This is a genomic window from Prevotella amnii CRIS 21A-A, from assembly GCF_000177355.1.
Classification (GTDB): Bacteria; Bacteroidota; Bacteroidia; order Bacteroidales; family Bacteroidaceae; genus Prevotella; species Prevotella amnii.
Map to the genome: position 1 here is coordinate 39,235 of NZ_ADFQ01000098.1, position 18,298 is coordinate 57,532.

9 protein-coding genes and 1 tRNA gene are annotated in these 18,298 nt (G+C 36.4%); 4 read left to right on the forward strand and 6 right to left on the reverse strand.

What is annotated here, in order from left to right; genetic code table 11:
- Nucleotides 1–216: 216 nt before the first annotated feature.
- The 5 genes from HMPREF9018_RS09190 to HMPREF9018_RS09210 form a co-directional block, all read right to left on the reverse strand.
- Nucleotides 217–2,046: a glycoside hydrolase family 13 protein gene (locus tag HMPREF9018_RS09190; protein WP_008450788.1), complete on the reverse strand. Its 1,830-nt coding sequence runs from the start codon at nt 2,044–2,046 to the stop codon at nt 217–219.
- A gap of 183 nt (nt 2,047–2,229) precedes the next feature.
- Nucleotides 2,230–4,143, reverse strand: coding sequence for a type I pullulanase (gene pulA, locus HMPREF9018_RS09195; RefSeq protein ID WP_008450824.1), 1,914 nt, complete (start codon nt 4,141–4,143; stop codon nt 2,230–2,232).
- 57 nt (nt 4,144–4,200) lie between these two features.
- On the reverse strand, nt 4,201–6,894 hold the full coding sequence (locus HMPREF9018_RS09200) for a 4-alpha-glucanotransferase (RefSeq protein WP_008450798.1): 2,694 nt from the start codon (nt 6,892–6,894) through the stop codon (nt 4,201–4,203).
- Nucleotides 6,895–7,190: 296 nt separating this feature from the next.
- Nucleotides 7,191–8,519 (reverse strand): SLC45 family MFS transporter, encoded by a 1,329-nt coding sequence (locus HMPREF9018_RS09205; protein WP_008450816.1) that lies wholly within the window; start codon nt 8,517–8,519, stop codon nt 7,191–7,193.
- A gap of 39 nt (nt 8,520–8,558) precedes the next feature.
- Nucleotides 8,559–9,611 (reverse strand): LacI family DNA-binding transcriptional regulator, encoded by a 1,053-nt coding sequence (locus HMPREF9018_RS09210; protein WP_008450829.1) that lies wholly within the window; start codon nt 9,609–9,611, stop codon nt 8,559–8,561.
- Nucleotides 9,612–9,884: 273 nt separating this feature from the next.
- On the opposite strand from HMPREF9018_RS09210, the gene HMPREF9018_RS09215 reads away from it, so the two are divergent.
- The 3 genes from HMPREF9018_RS09215 to HMPREF9018_RS09225 are packed head-to-tail and all read left to right on the forward strand — an operon-like array spanning nt 9,885 to nt 15,837.
- Nucleotides 9,885–12,950 (forward strand): SusC/RagA family TonB-linked outer membrane protein, encoded by a 3,066-nt coding sequence (locus tag HMPREF9018_RS09215; RefSeq protein ID WP_008450783.1) that lies wholly within the window; start codon nt 9,885–9,887, stop codon nt 12,948–12,950.
- 41 nt (nt 12,951–12,991) lie between these two features.
- Nucleotides 12,992–14,626 (forward strand): RagB/SusD family nutrient uptake outer membrane protein, encoded by a 1,635-nt coding sequence (locus HMPREF9018_RS09220; RefSeq protein ID WP_008450859.1) that lies wholly within the window; start codon nt 12,992–12,994, stop codon nt 14,624–14,626.
- 44 nt (nt 14,627–14,670) lie between these two features.
- On the forward strand, nt 14,671–15,837 hold the full coding sequence (locus tag HMPREF9018_RS09225) for a SusE domain-containing protein (protein WP_008450834.1): 1,167 nt from the start codon (nt 14,671–14,673) through the stop codon (nt 15,835–15,837).
- A gap of 408 nt (nt 15,838–16,245) precedes the next feature.
- Here the strand turns inward: HMPREF9018_RS09225 and HMPREF9018_RS09230 are convergent, their stop codons facing one another.
- Entirely contained in the window at nt 16,246–17,919 is a 1,674-nt protein-coding gene (locus HMPREF9018_RS09230; protein ID WP_008450845.1) for a S41 family peptidase, read from the reverse strand.
- A 217-nt stretch (nt 17,920–18,136) separates the two neighbouring features.
- Here HMPREF9018_RS09230 and HMPREF9018_RS09235 point away from each other — a divergent pair.
- A tRNA-Asn gene (locus HMPREF9018_RS09235) sits at nt 18,137–18,210 on the forward strand.
- The last annotated feature ends 88 nt before the right edge of the window (nt 18,211–18,298 follow it).

The window sequence follows — 18,298 nt, forward strand, 5'->3', positions numbered from 1 at the left end:
CTTTTTTTATGCTGCAAGAATAGTAGTAAAAGATTGTATTTTATTTATCTTTATGCTTGGAAATAAAGCTCGAAGTCCTATTCTTTTGTAAGGGCTTCGAGCAATGTTTGTGTGATATTTTAGTTTTAACTAATAGAAATATAAAAGGAAAATCTTATTTTATTAGTTTTATATATTTCTTCTTTATTTTAAAGAGATAAAGTTTTTTTTCTTTGTTTAGAAAGCTAACACCATAACACCTCTTTGTGGAAGTGTGATATTTTTTGTAAGATCCACTTTTTGTCCTGTAAGAATATCTGTAGCAGTAGTAGCTTTCTTTATTATTTCAGCATAGTGTTTAACTTGAAGTTGAGCTTCTTTTCTGTTACCATTTTCTATGGTCATAGCAGTTTTTCCACCATATTGACGCACTAAAACATATATTCCGTTCAGAGGAACAAACTGGGTTTGTGTACCTTTGCTTATGATCTCGTTGCCTTTTCTCCAGTGAAGTAATCTTGAAGTCCAGTCAAACATAGCGTTTTCTGCATCAGTTCGTCCTTCTTTGGTAAATTTGTTTTTAGCATCTCCTGCAAAACCACCGGGGAAATCGCAACGAACATATCCATCAGTAATGTTCTTTGTACCGTTCATAAGTATTTCTGTGCCATAATAAAGCTGTGGAATGCGTTTCATGGTTAGTAGCAAGGCATATGCTTGTTTTAAGGCTGTAGAATCTTTTCCATTACCTAAGAAACGGTCAGTATCATGATTTTCTATGAACGCAAGTACGTTACTTGGGTTAGCGTATAGAAAGTCGAGTCCTAAGGTATTGTATATTCCCGCGAATCCACTTTCCCATTGGTTGGTTTCTTCGTGCTTTATTTTGTTTATGCGATCGAAGAAAGCGAAGTCCATAACAGTTTTAAGATAGCTGTTTTTATTATTTAATTTGCTGTCTTTTTGCCATGAAGCAGTGTATGCAGGTTCTATACACCAAGTTTCTCCAACGGTGTTGAAATTAGGATATTCAGTGTTAATAGATTTCATCCACTGAGCCATTGCATCACGATCTGCATATGGATATGTATCCATTCTTATGCCATCAATACCAGCATACTCTATCCACCATTGCGAGTTTTGTGTAAGATATTTCATGACATGTGGATTTTTTTGATTAAGATCTGGCATATTTTGTACAAACCAGCCATTAGTAGTTTCTTCAAAATCCACTTTACTTGCGTAAGGATCTAATATAGAATTGAGTTTGTAAGATGTTTGAAGTCCGTAATGAGGGTTGTTAAACCAATCTTTTGAAGGTGCATCTTCGTTCCAAGGGTGATAGCTTCCACAATGGTTAAATATCATGTCCATAACTACCTTTAAGCCTTTTTTATGAGCTTCTTCTATGAGGCTACGGTATTCTTCGTTTGTTCCAAAGCGAGGATCTACTTTATAGTAGTTTGTTGTAGCATATCCGTGATACGAACTGTTAGTGCCGTTATCTGCAGGCATATCATTTTCCAGCACAGGGGTAAACCATAGTGCAGTTACGCCTAATTGTTTGAAGTAATCGAGGTGTTGGCGAATACCTGCGAGATCACCTCCATGCCTTAGGCTTGGAGCTTTTCTGTCGCAGAACTGGTCTCGCATACCTTTTACAATATCGTTTTTAGGATTTCCGTTAGCGAACCTATCTGGCATAAGCATATAAAGCACATCGCTATTATCAAACCCCTTGTGGTCTGCACCTGCCATTTGACGTGTTTTCAGCTCGTAAGGAATGGTTATTTTCTTTCCTTTGTTGTTAAAGTGTAGTTTTATCATTCCTGCCTTAGCCTGTGAAAGGTTTAGGTATAGGAAGAGATAGTTTGGTGAGTCTAAACGAACAATAGAGTCGAGCTGTGCGTTGCAACCATCTATTTTAACATTTGCAGTTTTTATTCCCTTGCCATAAACCATAAGTTGTAATGAAGGATCGTTCATTCCAGCATACCAGTTAGTAGGCTCTATCTTGTCTATGTAGGCTTTTTTCTGCGCCATAGAGTTGTTAGTTAGCAATATCATACTTGTTATTGCGATTATGAATAGTCTTTTTTTCATAATTATAATAATAAAGTGTTGTTTTAAATGTTATTTCTTTTTTTCGTTAGTCGTTAAAGTTGTTATTTCGCATATATAAGTAATGATAATGTTATTTTTACTTTAACTATTAGTATACTTTATACAAATTGTTACTTTTTTATTTATTTAGTTGTGTAAAATCAGTGCTGATTGTCTGTCAATCATTACTTCTCCTCCTTGCATCTCTCCTAATCCTTTTTCGTTTATTTGTCCATTTGCACACACAATGGTGTAAGTACCATCAGGAATCTGTACCGATTTCAGATCGTTACTACCATTTAGTATAACGTAAATGTCTTTCCATTTATCGCCACCTGCATGATTTTTTAAGTGGAAAGCCACTAAACAGTCTTGTGAAGGTAGGAATTCTAAGTGCTTACGTACTAAGTTAGCATCACCTAAACGGAAAGCTTTATGAGCCTTTCTAAGTGCTATTAGTCCTTTATAATAATTGAAAACATCAGGATAAGTTTTCAGGTTATTCCAATTAAGGTGATTTATAGAGTCGGGTGAATTATACGAATTGTGTACACCTTTCTTATCTCTTAACATTTCTTCTCCGGATAACATGAAAGGTATTCCTTGCGAAGTGAAGACTGCTGTTTGAGCCAATTTGTCTAATCTTATTAGTTCTTCTTGGTCATATTGTGCTTCAGGTATTGATGATTTGATACGATCTACAAGGCACATATCATCGTGGCAACTTACATAAGATATCATTTGTGTAGGCTGAATAGCCCATGGACGTTTAGTGTAATTTACCTTAGAGTAGTCTATTTGAGGGTGACTTATAAAGCCTGCTATACCTGCTTTGATGCTTTCTTCCAAGCCTTTTATTCTTCCAAGAAATCCTGCTTGATGATCATCGGAGAATGGTCCACGTAAGGCATCTCTTAATTCGTCAGAGAAGGCAGCAATGTTAGGAAGTTTGGTCATGTTAGCCTTTACAGCCAATTGTTCTGTAGGAAGTCCACATTTACCAGCACTCCAGCCTTCGCCATAAATAAATATTTGAGGATCTATAGCTGATAATTGTTTGCGTACTTCGTTCATAGTGTTGATATCATGTACTCCCATGAGGTCGAATCTGAATCCATCGATGTGATATTCTTTAGCCCAGTATTTTACGCTTTCTAAGATAAATTGGTGCATGAGTGGCTTTTCGCTCGCTGTTTCGTTACCGCAGCCAGAGCCATTGCATGGAGTTCCGTTTTCATTATAGCGATAATAAGCTTTAGGATATGTACGTTCAAAATTGCTATTATCAATGTCCATGGTGTGGTTATATACAACATCTAAGATTACGCGTATGCCAGCTTTATGTAGAGCTTGTACCATTTGTTTAAATTCTATGATACGCCTTGCAGGCTGTGTGGCATCGTATGAGTAGCTTCCTTCTGGCACATTGTAGTTTAGAGGGTCGTATCCCCAGTTATATTGTGGAATGTTAGGCTTTGTTTCGTCTACAGAAGCATAGTCGAACGATGGTAATATGTGTACGGCGTTAATACCTAATTCCTTTAGATAGTTAATAGCTTTCTTTTCTGTTAAGGCAAGATATTTTCCTTTATGAACTAATCCTGATGAGGCATCTATAGAAAAATCTCTATGATGCATTTCGTAGATTATTAAGTCGGCAAAGTTGTTTGTGGTTACTCTTTTATCTTGTTCCCAGCCTATGGGATTAGTGTTCTTAAGGTCAATTATAGCTCCACGTACCCCATTAACACCCACAGCTTTAGCGAAAACTCCAGGTGTTTCTCCTTTGCCTATATTGAAAGTGTAGAAAACACCATTCAGATCGCCTTTTACGGTGGCTGTCCAGCGGTCTTTTCCTGCCTTTGTCATCTTTATCTTTTTATATGCTTTACCTGATAGCCCGTCTTTGTAAAGACGTATTACAGGTTTAGAAGGTGCGTTAAGACAGAAGGTAGTAGCTTCTTTAGTATAATTTACCTCGTTGAAAACTGTTTGCGCTTTTACTTCTGTTGATAGTAAAAATGCAATTAATGCAGCAGTAAAGTAATGTTTTATTTTCATGTTTTTTATTTGCTAAAGATTTCGATACCTTTAAAGGTACCGAAATCTTCTTTGTTATTATCTATATGACGAGCATACTAAGTCTACTATGTTACTGGTGAAATCGTGTCTATTCATTAGTTCTTCTATACTTATATGCATTCTGTATCGCCAATAATGTTTAGGATTAGCAGGGACATTGATGCGTTCGGCATTGGCATCTTTAAGCCTAAGCTGTTCGTCTATACTCATCCAGTCTTGTATTCCTAAGATGCAAAGCATAGAAGGTGAGTTGAGGTGTCGGCTTACTATATCTCGTGCTAACCAGCCTGGTAGTGGGTGTGGAGCAGGTCCTCCTTGTTGTAACATACCATTAAAATAAGCCTGTGCACGATCCCAATCTTCGTCCCACCATTGTCTTAAGGTAGACATATCGTGTGTAGAAATAGTGCTTACGCTACGGTATGGGTTTTGTGCTAAATATCCAAATCTTACCTTAGGGTCTTTTGGCATGCTCTGAATTTCTAAACTTAGTATTTTTAATTCGTTCATTACCCATGCCACACAGTCTGGTACCATTCCTAAATCTTCTGCACATACTAACATACGTGTAGCGTTTATTAGTTTTGGTAGCTTCTTCATAGCTTCTTGATACCAGAACTGATTGTTACGGCGATAGTAGTAATCGTTGTATAATCGGTTAAAGGTATCTTTATCGCAGTCGTATAAGCTCTCATATATTAGTGATAGCTGTGCTGTAATGCGTGGGTGGAACAAATGCCAGTTTTTGTGGTCACGTACAAAAAGGACGTTGCTTATAAGGGCATAGAGCCCATCTCTAATCCATATATCTGTAGGGGTTTCTTTGCCTTTAAATGCTTCCTCCACTTTACGTTGTGTGTTAAATGCTTCGCGCATTTTATATCTGTCGCCCCATAATGGCTCTATATATTTATTACGCACTTCGTTAGCGTGTTCGCCAAAGATACGATCTAAAATCCAGTCGGTTATAAAAGGCTCGGTGAAGAATTCTTCTTGCCATTTTAGTCCATATCCTTCCACTTCCTCACGGCTCATACCTAATGCAGGTGAGAATTGTCCTAATAATCCGTGTACGGAGTGTATAGGTATTTCCCAAATACGGAAAAAGCCAAGTACATGATCTATGCGATAAGCATCAAAGTATTTTGACATATTTTGAAAACGTCTTACCCACCATCTGCAATTATCTTTTATCATTTCGTCCCAGTTATAGGTTGGGAAGCCCCAGTTTTGTCCGTTTATAGAAAAATCGTCAGGTGGAGCACCTGCTTGTCCGTTTAAATTAAAGTAGCGTGGTTCTGTCCATACATCGCAACCATAGCGGTTTACGCCAATAGGAATATCTCCTTTGAGTATTACGTTATGTGCTTGTGCATACTCATGTACTTCTTTTAGCTGTGTGCTTAATACAAACTGTACGTAATAATAGAAACATACCTCTTTGAAAGCTTCTTCTTTTGGAGAGGTAAGTGCGTTGCGATCTGCTTCGTTCCATTGTTTGTTAGTTTCCCATTTAGAAAAATCGGCAGTGCCAAACTTTTCTCTTAACGAGCAGTATTGTGCATAAGGTACTAACCACTCTTGTTCTTCTTTAAAGAAATCTTTAAACTTTTTGCTTTCTAAAGTCTTTTTGCCTTCTTGCTCAAAGATATCGTGTAGATAAGCAGTTTTGGTGTTGTTTACACGCTCATAGTCTATTTGTGAAAGTGCGTTAAGCTCTTTGCGCACGGTTTCGTATTGTTTCTTTTTCTTTGCGTCTTTGAGTGCTGGAAGTTGTGTAAGGTCAGCATATTGTGGATGAAGTGCAAAGATAGATATACATGAGTATGGGTAAGAGTCTGTCCATGTATGAGTAATAGTAGTGTCGTTGATAGGTAGTATTTGTAAGGCACGTTGTTTTGTAAGGCTTACCCAATCTATCATTTTCTTTAGGTCGCCAAAGTCGCCTATACCAAAGCTATTGTTAGAACGTAGTGAGAATACGGGTACTAACGTGCCTGCAACACGAACAGGAGGCATAGAAAAATCAGCCTCTTCCAGTTCTATAACAACAGTATGACCATCTTCCATAGGCATCACGTCTATGGTTCGGTTGTTGCGATTTTCCCAAAGAGTATAGTTTTTCTTTTCTTTGTTACTTACAAAGAACTTAAAGTCTAAGCTGCCAGGTAGCAGAGTAGTGGCATTAATGTCTATAACCCATTCGTTGATATTATGTTGTGTCATAGGCAAAGCCTTCTTAACATTCCATGCTCCAAGTAAAGGATTAGAGCCAGATATGTTTAGCACATCTCCTGTCCCAAGCTGTGGGGCACGCACTTTTAATGTAATAGTTTTGTTATACTTTTGCTTCTTAACCTTTTCCTGCTCTTTGTTAAACACGCAATTGGTAACTGCAGAGCTATAAAGGAAAGCATTCTCTGGTATAACATTCCAATGATCGTAAACGTGATAGGTGTTGGCTTGTTCTGCAGAAAATTCCACACGATGCAGTAATACTGCCCATTCACGACGTGTTTCTCTATCACCTTCCTCTAAGCTATAAAAATATTCTAAGGTGGTATCAGGAGTTAAGTCTTTATTTATCTCTACGCTCCAATGATATCCATCTGTGGTGTGCATTCTGTATTGGGCTGTTTCTAATTCTCCTTTATGCTTGTTAGTAACAAGGTTGAGAATAATATCCTGCCCGTAAAAAGTGCTATACTCTATATTAAATTGTATCTTCATATTCTTTTTACTTGTGCTGTTAAGTTATGTTGTTAGTAGAATGTTGTTTCTAAAGAGATTATATACCTGTTGGTAAAATATTACCTTTAAGGTAAAGCTTAATACCCTTTTAAATATATAAAAGATATTTATGCTACAAGAAAAATAATTTATTTTCTTTTCATTTTTAATCTATTTTTCCTTTATTTTTAATCTATTTTTATTTTAAAGAGCTTATCTTTTTATGTTGTAAACTATATTTCTTTATGTAAAAAATATAATCTTTTGCCATATAAGAAATGAGCTGTTGTTTTAGTTTATTTCTTTGTTTTATGTTCTTTTATTATGCTAACGCTTAATGCTCCCAGTGCTAACGCTACTCCTGCAACTATCATCATATAGTCTTGTCTTGATCCTACAGCTGACAAGAGAACACCTCCCATTAGTGCAGCAATGATTTGTGGTATGCATATTGTTCCATTAAACAAACCAAGGTAAGCACCCATATGTCCGTAACCTTCCAAGGCGTTTGTAACGAAAGTAAAAGGCATTGCAAGAATTGCAGCCCAAGCGCAACCTATAAGGATAAAAGGAACGAACATAAAATATTGATTATTTACAAATGCAGTCATAGCAAAGCCCACAGCCCCAATAAGTAAAGATAGCCCATAAGCTGTTTTGCGGTTTTTAAACTGTGGTAGTACCATAGCCCAAGCTACCGAACCTATAGACTGAATGGCAAAGAGAATGCCTACCCAGTTGCCTGCTTCCTGATATCCAATAGTACTGGTTGCGTTTTTTGCTAACATGTTTACACCCCAGCAGTTGGCAGCTACAGTACCGTTAGTATAAGTCCACATATACATAAAAGCAAACCAGCTAAAGAATTGTACTAATCCCACTTTCCAAAAAGTGGCAGGAGCATTTTTTAGTAAAGTAATCCAATTAGTCTTATTTTCATTCTCTTCTGTATTTATATTATGGTATTTAGCATATTCCTTAGGGGGCATTTCTTTAACCTTCGCAGTGGTATATAATACACAAAGTATAAGAATAGCTGCACCTATATAAAAGGAATAGACTACCGAATCGGGAACTATACCGTTTGGGGCAGTGTTAGCAATGCCTATAAAAGTAAAGAAGAAAGGGAACACAAAGCCCACTATAGAGCCTGCATTGCAAAGGAAGCTCTGAATGGAATATGCCAACCCTTTTTGCTCTTCATTTACCATATCGCCCACTAACATCTTAAATGGTTGCATGGCCATATTAATACTTGTGTCAAGAAACATAAGCGCAACAAGCCCAAACACCATCGCAGTGCTTATAGCCATACCAAAAGAACCTGCATTAGGAAGCAGACACATCACAAGAACTGCGGCTGCTGCACCAATAAATAAATAAGGTATGCGACGCCCAAAGCGTGTCCACGTCTTGTCGGATAGAGTACCTACTATGGGCTGCACTAAGATACCCATAAGAGGAGGAAGTACCCAAAAATAACTAAGATTGTGAGGATCGGCACCAAGAGTGGCAAAAATACGTGAGATATTAGCACTCTGCAAAGAGTATGCTATCTGCACTCCAAAGAAGCCAAAGCTAAGGTTCCATAATTGCCAAAAACTAAGATTAGGTTTCTGATTCATGATAGTTTTATTTGTTTTCTTTATATTATATTTGTTTTCTTATTTGTTTGTAATAGAGTCGTTAAGACGCTTTGTCGTTCCTCGAAGTATTAAGCGAGTACGAATAATGCGCTTTTCTACTCTGTCTTTTGGTATGATACCTTCTACTTTATCTATTAAGATGTTAGCAGCCTCTTCACCTACTTTTACTCCACGTTGCTCCACTGTCGTGAGCATAGGGTCGCAAGCTATAGCGCGCTGACCATTGGTGAAACCGCAAATGGAAATATCTTCAGGAATCTTATACCCCAAATGCTTACAAACGTAAAGAATGCCTATGGCTGTATCGTCATTGACTGCAAAGAAAGCATCAGGGGGAGAAGGAAGATTTAACAAGGAAGGGGTTATAGCTTCGGCATCTTCACGATTGTCGCATCGCTTAATATAAGCCTTATCTATAGACAATCCATGCTTACGCAAAGCATCGTGATAACCATTATAACGATTCTTACCTATTTCTAAATCTACAGTTGTACCATAAAAAGCTATGCGTTTACAACCCGTATTTATAAGGTGTGTAACAGCAGTAAACGTCCCCATATAGTCGTCTACTACTACCATACTTGCCTTTATACTGGTACTAATTCTGTCGAAAAACACAAGAGGAATATCGTTTGCTAATAATTGTTTGAAATGATTAGCATTAGTAGTATGCTTCGATTGAGATACGATAACACCACATACCTGTATCTTTATAAACGATTGGCAGATGCTAACCTCCCTGTCAAAGTCTTCATTACTTTGGGCTACTATTAGCAAATAGCCACGTTGAAAGGAAACTTCTTCTATGCCGGAAAGAATAGAAGAAAAATAATAATGCGTACATTGAGGCAGAATGACACCTATAACACGCATTGTCTTAAGCCTGTTTTTGCGTAAGTTTTCTGCTAAGATATTGGGAGTGAAATTATGCTCGTAAGCATATTGCTTTATCATTTCGCGCTTTTCCGTTGAAATGCGTGGATTGTTTTTTAGAGCACGCGATACCGTAGCCACGGATACTCCGAGGTTCTTTGCAATATCTTTCATTGTGACTTTAGCCTGTTTGGTCATACGGTTCTGCGTTATTTAGAGCTTTATCATAAAGCCATGACAAAAATACATAAATTAGTTATAGTCATTGACGCATGTCAAATGCTTTATTATATTTTAACTATGCAAACGATTGCACATGTAAAAACAGAAATAGTTAGATGAAAATGAATATTAATATTGCCCCCTTGTATATCTTTGCAGTAGATATAGATCTTTTATGATCCTTATTACTACTACAGTCTAAGTAAGATTACTACAATAATAAAATAACAATAACTTAAAGACAACAAGATGAAAAAGGGTAAGTTTAACTTTCCTAGTAGATTAGCCTCCATAATAATGGGGTTGGTTATTTCTGCTAGCGCTTTTGCGCAATCAACAATCAAGGGACATGTAAAAGATGCTTCTGGTGAGCCTATCATAGGCGCATCAATTATTGTTGATGGTACTTCTAAGGGTACAACCACCGATATCGATGGTAACTTTGTTTTGAATGTGGCTCCAGGTACGCCACTTACTATTTCTTACATTGGCTTTAAAAAGCAGCATGTAAATGCTTCTGATGGGCTTAATTTAGTAATGAAAGAAGATGTTGCTAAGCAGATGAACGAAGTTGTGGTTATCGGTTACGGTGCTGTTAAGAAGAGTGATTTGACAGGTTCGGTAGCTGCATTGAAACCAGATGCTAAAAATAAAGGTCTTGTGGTTAATCCACAGGATATGTTAGCAGGTAAGGTAGCTGGTGTGAATGTCGTTAGTGACGGTGGTGCACCTGGTAGTGGTGCTACTATTCGTGTGCGTGGTGGCTCTTCGCTCAATGCTTCAAACAATCCATTAATAGTTATTGATGGTGTGGCAATGGACCAAACTGGTATAAAGGGTGTTAGCAATCCTTTATCTTTGGTTAACCCACAGGATATTGAGTCGTTCAATGTGTTAAAAGATGCATCTGCTACAGCTATTTATGGTTCGCGTGGTTCTAATGGTGTTATCATTATTACAACAAAGAAAGGACGTAAAGGCTTAAAGGTATCTTATAATGGTAGCATGACGGTTAGTATGGTACATAATAACCTTAAAGTAATGGATGGCAACGAATATCGTAAGTTCATTGAAGGGCTTTTTGGTAAAGATAGCAAGGCTTATGGCGTTTTAGGTAAAGCTAATACCGACTGGCAGAGAGAAATACAGCGCACAGCATTAGGACATGATCATAATGTAGCTGTTTCAGGCACTATAGCTTCGCGTTTACCTTTCCGCGTTAGTACAGGTTTTACTAATCAAGATGGTGTTATTAAGACAAGTAATTTTGAGCGTTTTACAGGGGCTCTTAATTTGAACCCTTCTTTCTTTCAAGACCATTTACGTGTTAACTTGAATGCAAAGGTTATGTGGACAAGAAATCGTTATGCTGATGGTGATGCTATAGGCGCTGCACGTATGTTTGATCCTACACAGGCTATAATGTCAAAAGCTGATGATTATAAAAACTTTAAAGGATATTTCCAATGGTTAGATAATGGTGATGCTTTAAATGATCCTACTTGGGCTAAAACTTGTTATTTTTTGGGTACAAAAAACCCAATGTCTATTCTTGATCTTAAAAACGACCGTGCTATTAGTAGAGACTTCTTAGGTAGTGCAGATATCGACTATAAAGTACATGGCTTTGAAGACTTGCGCTTACACCTTACTGCAGGTATAGATAAAGCGTATGGTAAGCAATGGACAGATGTTGACCCTGCTTCTCCACAGGCTGTTTATTATGGTTCACATGGATGGGAAAAACAAGAGAAAGTTAACTCTCAATTGTCTATGTATGCTCAGTATTTCCACGATTTCAATGATAAACTAAAGCAACATGTTGATGTTATGGGTGGTTATGAATGGGCACATTTCTGGCATAATCAGAAAAGCTCTTTTTATGGTATATACCCAAGAACAAACAGAATTTATGGTGGAAAAGATCCAAAAGATATTAAAGACTCAGAATTGAAGAAGATAAATGAAAATAATAAATTATATGAAACAGAAAACTTCTTAGTATCTTTCTTTGGACGTGCTAACTACTCTTTAATGGATGGTCGTTATATGTTTACTGCTACTGTTCGTGAAGATGGATCTTCTCGCTTTAGACAGCATTGGGCATTATTCCCTTCTTTCGCTTTTGCTTGGAAGATGAAAGACGAGGCTTTCTTAAAGGATACTAAATGGTTATCCGACTTAAAACTACGTCTATCTTGGGGTAAGACAGGTCAGCAAGAAGGTATCGGAGATTATAGCTATTTTGCTGTATATGGTTTAAATAAAGGTGCTGATTCTTTCTATAAAATAACAGGTGATGGATCTTTAGCTCGTCCTGAAGCTTATAATCCAGACTTGAAATGGGAAACTACTACTTCTTATAATGTTGGTTTAGATTGGGGTGTCTTAGGACAGCACCTAACAGGAACTATTGATTGGTACTATCGTAAAACTACCGATCTGCTAAACGTAACTACTGTAGCTGCTTTACAAAACTTTAAAAACACTGTGTTGAGCAATATCGGGTCTATGCGTAATACTGGTATTGAGGCTACTATACATTGGTTAGCTGTAAGCCAGAAGGATTTTAACTGGACTATGGATTACAACATAACATATAACGATAACAAAATACTAAATCTTAATGGTAGCAATGATCCTAAATATTTTGTTCCTACTGGTGGTATTAAGGCTGGTAATGCTAACAATATACAAGGACAACACGTAGGTAATACTATCAATGCTTTCCATGTTTTCCAACAAGCTTATGATAAAAATGGTAAGCCTATAGAAGGTGTGGTTGTCGATCGTAACAAAGACGGGCAGATAACTGATGATGATAAGTATTATTATAAATCACCTGCAGCTCCTGTTACTATGGGTTTTGCTTCTCGTGCAGAATATAAAAACTGGGACTTAGGGTTTGCCCTTAGAGCAAGTATTGGTAATTATGTTTATACTGATATGTTCTCTTCTGCAGAAAGTATGGCTAAGAGTAACATCTTCTTCCAAGATAAAGTTCTTTATAATCGTCCTTCTTATAATGTTCCTTTCAACTGGCAGTCTTATGATACAAAAGCTATTTTGTCAGATCGTTGGGTACAAAACGCATCTTTCTTAAAGTTGGATAATATTACTTTAGGCTATTCTTTTAGCAACTTATTCCCAAGCAGAAAGTGTAATAAGCTATCAGGGCGTGTATATCTAACAGCTAATAATGTGTTTACTGTAACTCAATATGATGGTATAGATCCTGAAGTTTATAATGGTATTGATAACAATCTATATCCACGTCCATTCTCTATTATAATGGGTCTTAACTTGAATTTTTAATTAGCTTATAGAAAAAATAGAGAATAAAAATAAATATAACTATGAAGATTAATTTTAAACATATATTTTCTGCATCATTTTTGTTGATGACAGTAGGATTGGTTAGTTGTGTAGGTGATTTAAATGTTACACCAAAAGATCCAAACCTAAAAACAAAAGAAAAGATTAGTGCTGATGCAGCTTTCAATAAGTGTTATGCTAACTTAGCCTTAGCTGGTAATGGTGGTGCTACTGGCGATTGCGATGTAGATGGTATTGATGGTGGTACCAGTGGATTTGTACGTCAGCTATTCAATTCTGAAGAGCTTACCACTGATGAGGCTATATGTGCATGGGGAGATGAAGGTATTGCTAACTTCAATTTTAACAGCTATGATGCATCTCACCCTATGCTCCGTGGTTTCTATTATCGATTGACAACAGGTATTACTTTCTGTAATCAATATTTGAAAGATTTTGGAACTCATGATGCTACAATGACAGCAGAAGTACGTTTTATTCGTGCTTTGGAATATTTTTATTTACTAAATGGCTGGGGAAATGTGCCATTTTCTACAGAAATATCTAGTGAAAAGCCAAAGCGTGTAGAGCGTGCCGAGCTTTATAAATGGCTGTTAGAAGAGCTCAAAAATGAGGTAGAACCAAAGCTAAGCGAGCCTAAAGTAAAAACATCTACTGATCCTGAATACGGTAGAGTAGATAAGACAGCAGCATGGTTATTGTTAGCACGTTTATATCTAAATGCTGAAGTTTATACAGGTAAACCAGATTGGCATGCTGCAGCTGAGTATGCTAAGAAAGTAATTGATTCTCCTCACAAACTTTATACTGGAGAAGCTAAGAATGGTTGGACGGCATATCAGCAACTGTTTATGGGTGATAATGGCGAGAATGGTTCATCTGTAGAAGCCATATTACCAGTGTTACAAGATGGTTTAAAGACAACTTCATGGGCTACTACTATTTTCTTAATAGCAGGTTGTAACGATGCAAATGTTCATGTAAAGAGCGAATCAGTACCAGGTAATGGTACAACACAAGGTTGGGGTGGTAACCGTATGCGTAAGGATCTTGTAGAAAAGTTTTTCCCAAAAGATAATGCACCTGAAGTTTCTGCTTGTGAGATGCCTAAAAAAGCAAAAGACGACCGTGCTATCTTCGACGCAAAAGGTAGAAAATTAGATAATGGAGACAATAAAGATGGCGTAGCAATCTTTACTAATGGTTATGCTGTTTGTAAATTTAACAACTTTAAAACTGATGGTACTCCTGGATCTAGTTCTACTTTCTCAGATGCAGATTTCTTCTTAATGCGTTCTGCTGAGGCTTATTTAATATATGCTGAAGCTACAGCACGTGCTAATAATGATACACCTACAGCTGATGGTATTAAGTATTTAAACGACTTGCGTGAGCGTGCTCATGCTGAGAAAAAGGATAGTTATACGATGAGAGAAATATGTGATGAATGGAGTAGAGAATTCTATTTTGAAGGGTTACGCCGTACAACACTTATTCGTTTTGGATACTATGGTGGTAATAACAATTATAACTGGGCATGGAAAGGCGGCGTAAAGGAAGGTCGTAATATAGATGCACACTTAAATTTGTTTGCAATACCTACTACAGATCTAAATGCTAATGCTGAAAATCTTAAGCAGAATCCTGGTTATTAATAATGGCTTATAAAATAACTTTAAACATTAAAAGACAATTAATTATGAAGACAATATTAAAAACATCCTTAGCTCTTTTGGCAGGTGTTGCATTATTTTCTGCTTGTGATAAGGATATGGAAGATAATCCTACATTGCAAACACCTAAAGAGTTTATTTTGAATACTCCAGGATATGCTAACTATGTTGTGGATTTAGCTACTCAAGACAGCTTAAAGTTTACTTGGGAGCAGCCAAAATATGGTTTTAGGGCAGAAGTAGAGTATGGAATGCAGTTTTCTGCTTCTAATAAATGGAAGTTGGCTACAGATAAGGTAGATAATCAAGGTAGTGTTATTGCCGATTATGCTAATGTAGGTGGAAACACTCACTCATTACATCATGCAGTAGCAGTGAAAGAGCTTGCTAAGGCTATTCAGGAACTGAAGCGCTATTCTGAAAAGGAGCCTATTGGGAGCTTAGACCTTTATGCTCGTACTTTTGCTGTATTTGAAGGTGATACTTTATTTTCAAAGCCTATAATGATAAAGGTTAAGCCTTATTATGTAGCTCTTGCTAAAGCTCCTATTGAAACTTGGTATATGATAGGTGATGGTATTGGTGAACATAATTGGAGTGATCATATCCCATTGTTGCCTTTAGGCGATCATAAGTATGATGCTAAGACAGGTAAAGGCGTTATATCTTGGACAGGATATTTGAACGGTAAAGGTTTTAAAGTAAAGAAGAATCTAAACAATTGGGATGATCAGTTTGGACAGGGTAGTTCTTTTGGTGAATTTAAGAAGAAAGATGGTGGTAATATAATGGTACCTAAACCTGGCTATTATACTGTAACTTTAGATACTAAGAATGAGAAGTTGACAGTAGAAGAGTATAAGGGTACAGCTCCAACATCTGTTTATCCTAAGATGTTTATTCCTGGTAGTTATGGTGCAGAGCAATGGAAGCCAGAAAGCCAAACTCCTATGACAGCTTTAGGTTCTAAAGATTACAACCATGATTGGAAGGCTACCATAGAGCTTAAAGAAGATGCTCCTGATAAAGGTGGATTAAAGTTTGCTACAGATAATAGCTGGGCTCATAACTGGGGTGGTAAAACATTCCCTTATGGAGCAGGAGGTAATGATAATATAATGTACAAGAAAGGTACTTATACTGTTTACTTCAATGATATTACAGGGCAGTATTCTTTTGTAAAGCAGAAGTAAAACTTCATATTAAAATAATATTATGGAGGCTTGCATTTTTAGATGCAAGCCTCTATTTTTATGGTATTATTTCATGGGTGTATAGCTGTTAACTACGTTGCTGTGGTGTAGATGTTTATGATATTTGTAAGAGAAGTCCATAATAGTGCTTAAAGGAAAAGGTGCTTCCCTTGGTAAAGGTAGTAAAAAATCTGCCTTACTAAAGCATGTAATTTTACCAAATAGCCTATATGATGTAAGTGGTATAGGGATTATGTTTTATTGTAAAAGCCAGTGAAGAGTAAGCGTTTGTGTTGTATATATATTTTTTTGTTTATTGTTATGACAAATAAAGCACCTCAAATGTGGTTATATTTACACATTTGAGGTGCTTTATAGTATGCTATGAAAGTAAGTCTTTTATGATAGTTAATTGGCTATTTTAAGAATGTTGTTGTACTCTTTGATGTTGTTTAAGATGTCTTTAGCTTTTTTCCATTGCTTATCCCACTGAAGAGAATTTTCTATTCCTCCTCGCTGATAATAGTACACACGCACGAGGTTAGCACTTAAAATTTGTCTTAAAATGTTGCTATTAAAGTCGAGGTCTTTTGCTATGTTGTGCTTTAGCTTTTTCTTTAGTGCTTCAAATTCAGGCTTTGCATCTTCGTAATAGCCTTCAAATTTGGTTAGTTTTTCTAACTGTTCTAAATATTTTTTGCTTTCGCGATCATATTTAAACCCACTTTTTATAACACTTTCTTTGAAGTCGTTGTAGTCAGCATCTGTAATATTGAAAGTTTTTGCATCACTTATATAAGGGTGATTTTTAATGTATTTCATTTCCCAGTTATGCATAGTCTCTGTAGAATCTTGCCCTGTAGATGCAAGATAAAAAGCGATGTTAGGTAGTGAGTCAGGTTTTATTTCTATATCAGGCTTAATTCCTCCGCCATCTCTTACTATACGTCCTTTTTGGGTATGAAACTCTCTTGTAAGTGAGTCGGGTACGTGTTCCATGTATCCTCCTTTATTATGTTTATAGTTAATGGCTTGTATGCATCTGCCACTTGGTATGTAATATTTAGCAGTAGTTAGTTTTAAGTTTCCATTATAAGGCAGGTCTATAGTAGTTTGCACCAAACCTTTTCCGTATGTTCGTGTGCCTAATATTACAGCTCGGTCTAAATCTTGTAGACAGCCGCTTGTAATTTCACTTGAACTGGCAGTTTCTTCATTTACTAAAACAACAATAGGCATAACAGTATCTATTGGTTCTACAGTAGTTTTATATTCTCTGTTTGCACTTTTTAGTTTGCCTAAGTTTTTAACCAGTGTAATTCCTTTAGGTACAAACATGTTTACGATGTTTATAGCTTCTTGTAAAGATCCACCACCATTGTTACGCAAATCGAGTACAAACTTTTTCATTCCTTTGTTTTTCATATCGATGAAAGCTCTTCTAACCTCTTTAGAGCATTCGGTAGTAAATTGTTTTAGGCTTAGATATCCTATACCATTTTCCTGTAATCCATAGTATGGTACAGCTGGCATTTGTATCATTTTACGTGTAATTTTTAGTTTTATTATTTTGTTATTTGTAGGTCTTATAATCTTTAGAATAAAACTTGTGCCAGCGTCTCCGCGCAGATGTTCACTAACAAACTTGGTATCTTTGTTTCTTATATCAATATTATCAATAGATAGCAAAACATCTCCTTTCTTTAATCCTACTTCTGCTGCAGGCATATTTTCATATGGTTCTTCTATAGTTACGCGTTTAAGTGCTAAGTCATATCGTATTATAGCCCCTATTCCAGCATATTTTCCTGTTATCATAAGGTTAAGATCTTTAACATTTTCAGCGGGGTAATATACAGTGTATGGGTCGAGTGAGCGTAACATATAGTTAATACTATTTCCTACCACCTCATCTGCATTTAGCGTATCTACATACATCATATCTAAGTATTTGTAGATAGATGAAAATGTTTCAATGTTTTTAGCCACTTTAAAGTTGTGCTCTTTGTCTGTTTTTGTTTGTGCAGTTGCTAATCCGAGTGTAAGCAAGCATAATGTTAATGATATAATATATTTTCTCATAATTTAATATTTTTCTTTACCAAAACCATATTTTTGTGTTATTGTGTATTGTGATAGGTATATGTACTGCAAAAGTACATATATATATTGTGATACCTACCTTTTGATTATCCATTTTAGAAAAAAACACATTAAAAGGATATTTTTTTGCTAAAAAGTTTGGTAGAAAGTAGAAAACTCTGTACCTTTGCAATCGCTTAAAGGATATAAGTATTCTGCTTCAGTAGCTCAGTTGGTTAGAGCACCTGACTGTTAATCAGGGGGTCGTTGGTTCAAGCCCATCCTGGAGCGCATCAAAGAGACAATTTGATATTGTCTCTTTTTTTTATATTGTTCTTTCTCCTGTTTGCTTTTTATAGTGCTGTAAAGTATATAAAAT

Coding starts and splice junctions, on each gene's coding strand:
- HMPREF9018_RS09190 (WP_008450788.1), bottom strand. CDS start 2,046: ATGATATTGCTAACTAACAACTCTATGGCGCAGAAAAAAGCCTACATA.
- pulA (WP_008450824.1), bottom strand. CDS start 4,143: ATGAAAATAAAACATTACTTTACTGCTGCATTAATTGCATTTTTACTA.
- HMPREF9018_RS09200 (WP_008450798.1), bottom strand. CDS start 6,894: ATGAAGATACAATTTAATATAGAGTATAGCACTTTTTACGGGCAGGAT.
- HMPREF9018_RS09205 (WP_008450816.1), bottom strand. CDS start 8,519: ATGAATCAGAAACCTAATCTTAGTTTTTGGCAATTATGGAACCTTAGC.
- HMPREF9018_RS09210 (WP_008450829.1), bottom strand. CDS start 9,611: ATGACCAAACAGGCTAAAGTCACAATGAAAGATATTGCAAAGAACCTC.
- HMPREF9018_RS09215 (WP_008450783.1), top strand. CDS start 9,885: ATGAAAAAGGGTAAGTTTAACTTTCCTAGTAGATTAGCCTCCATAATA.
- HMPREF9018_RS09220 (WP_008450859.1), top strand. CDS start 12,992: ATGAAGATTAATTTTAAACATATATTTTCTGCATCATTTTTGTTGATG.
- HMPREF9018_RS09225 (WP_008450834.1), top strand. CDS start 14,671: ATGAAGACAATATTAAAAACATCCTTAGCTCTTTTGGCAGGTGTTGCA.
- HMPREF9018_RS09230 (WP_008450845.1), bottom strand. CDS start 17,919: ATGAGAAAATATATTATATCATTAACATTATGCTTGCTTACACTCGGA.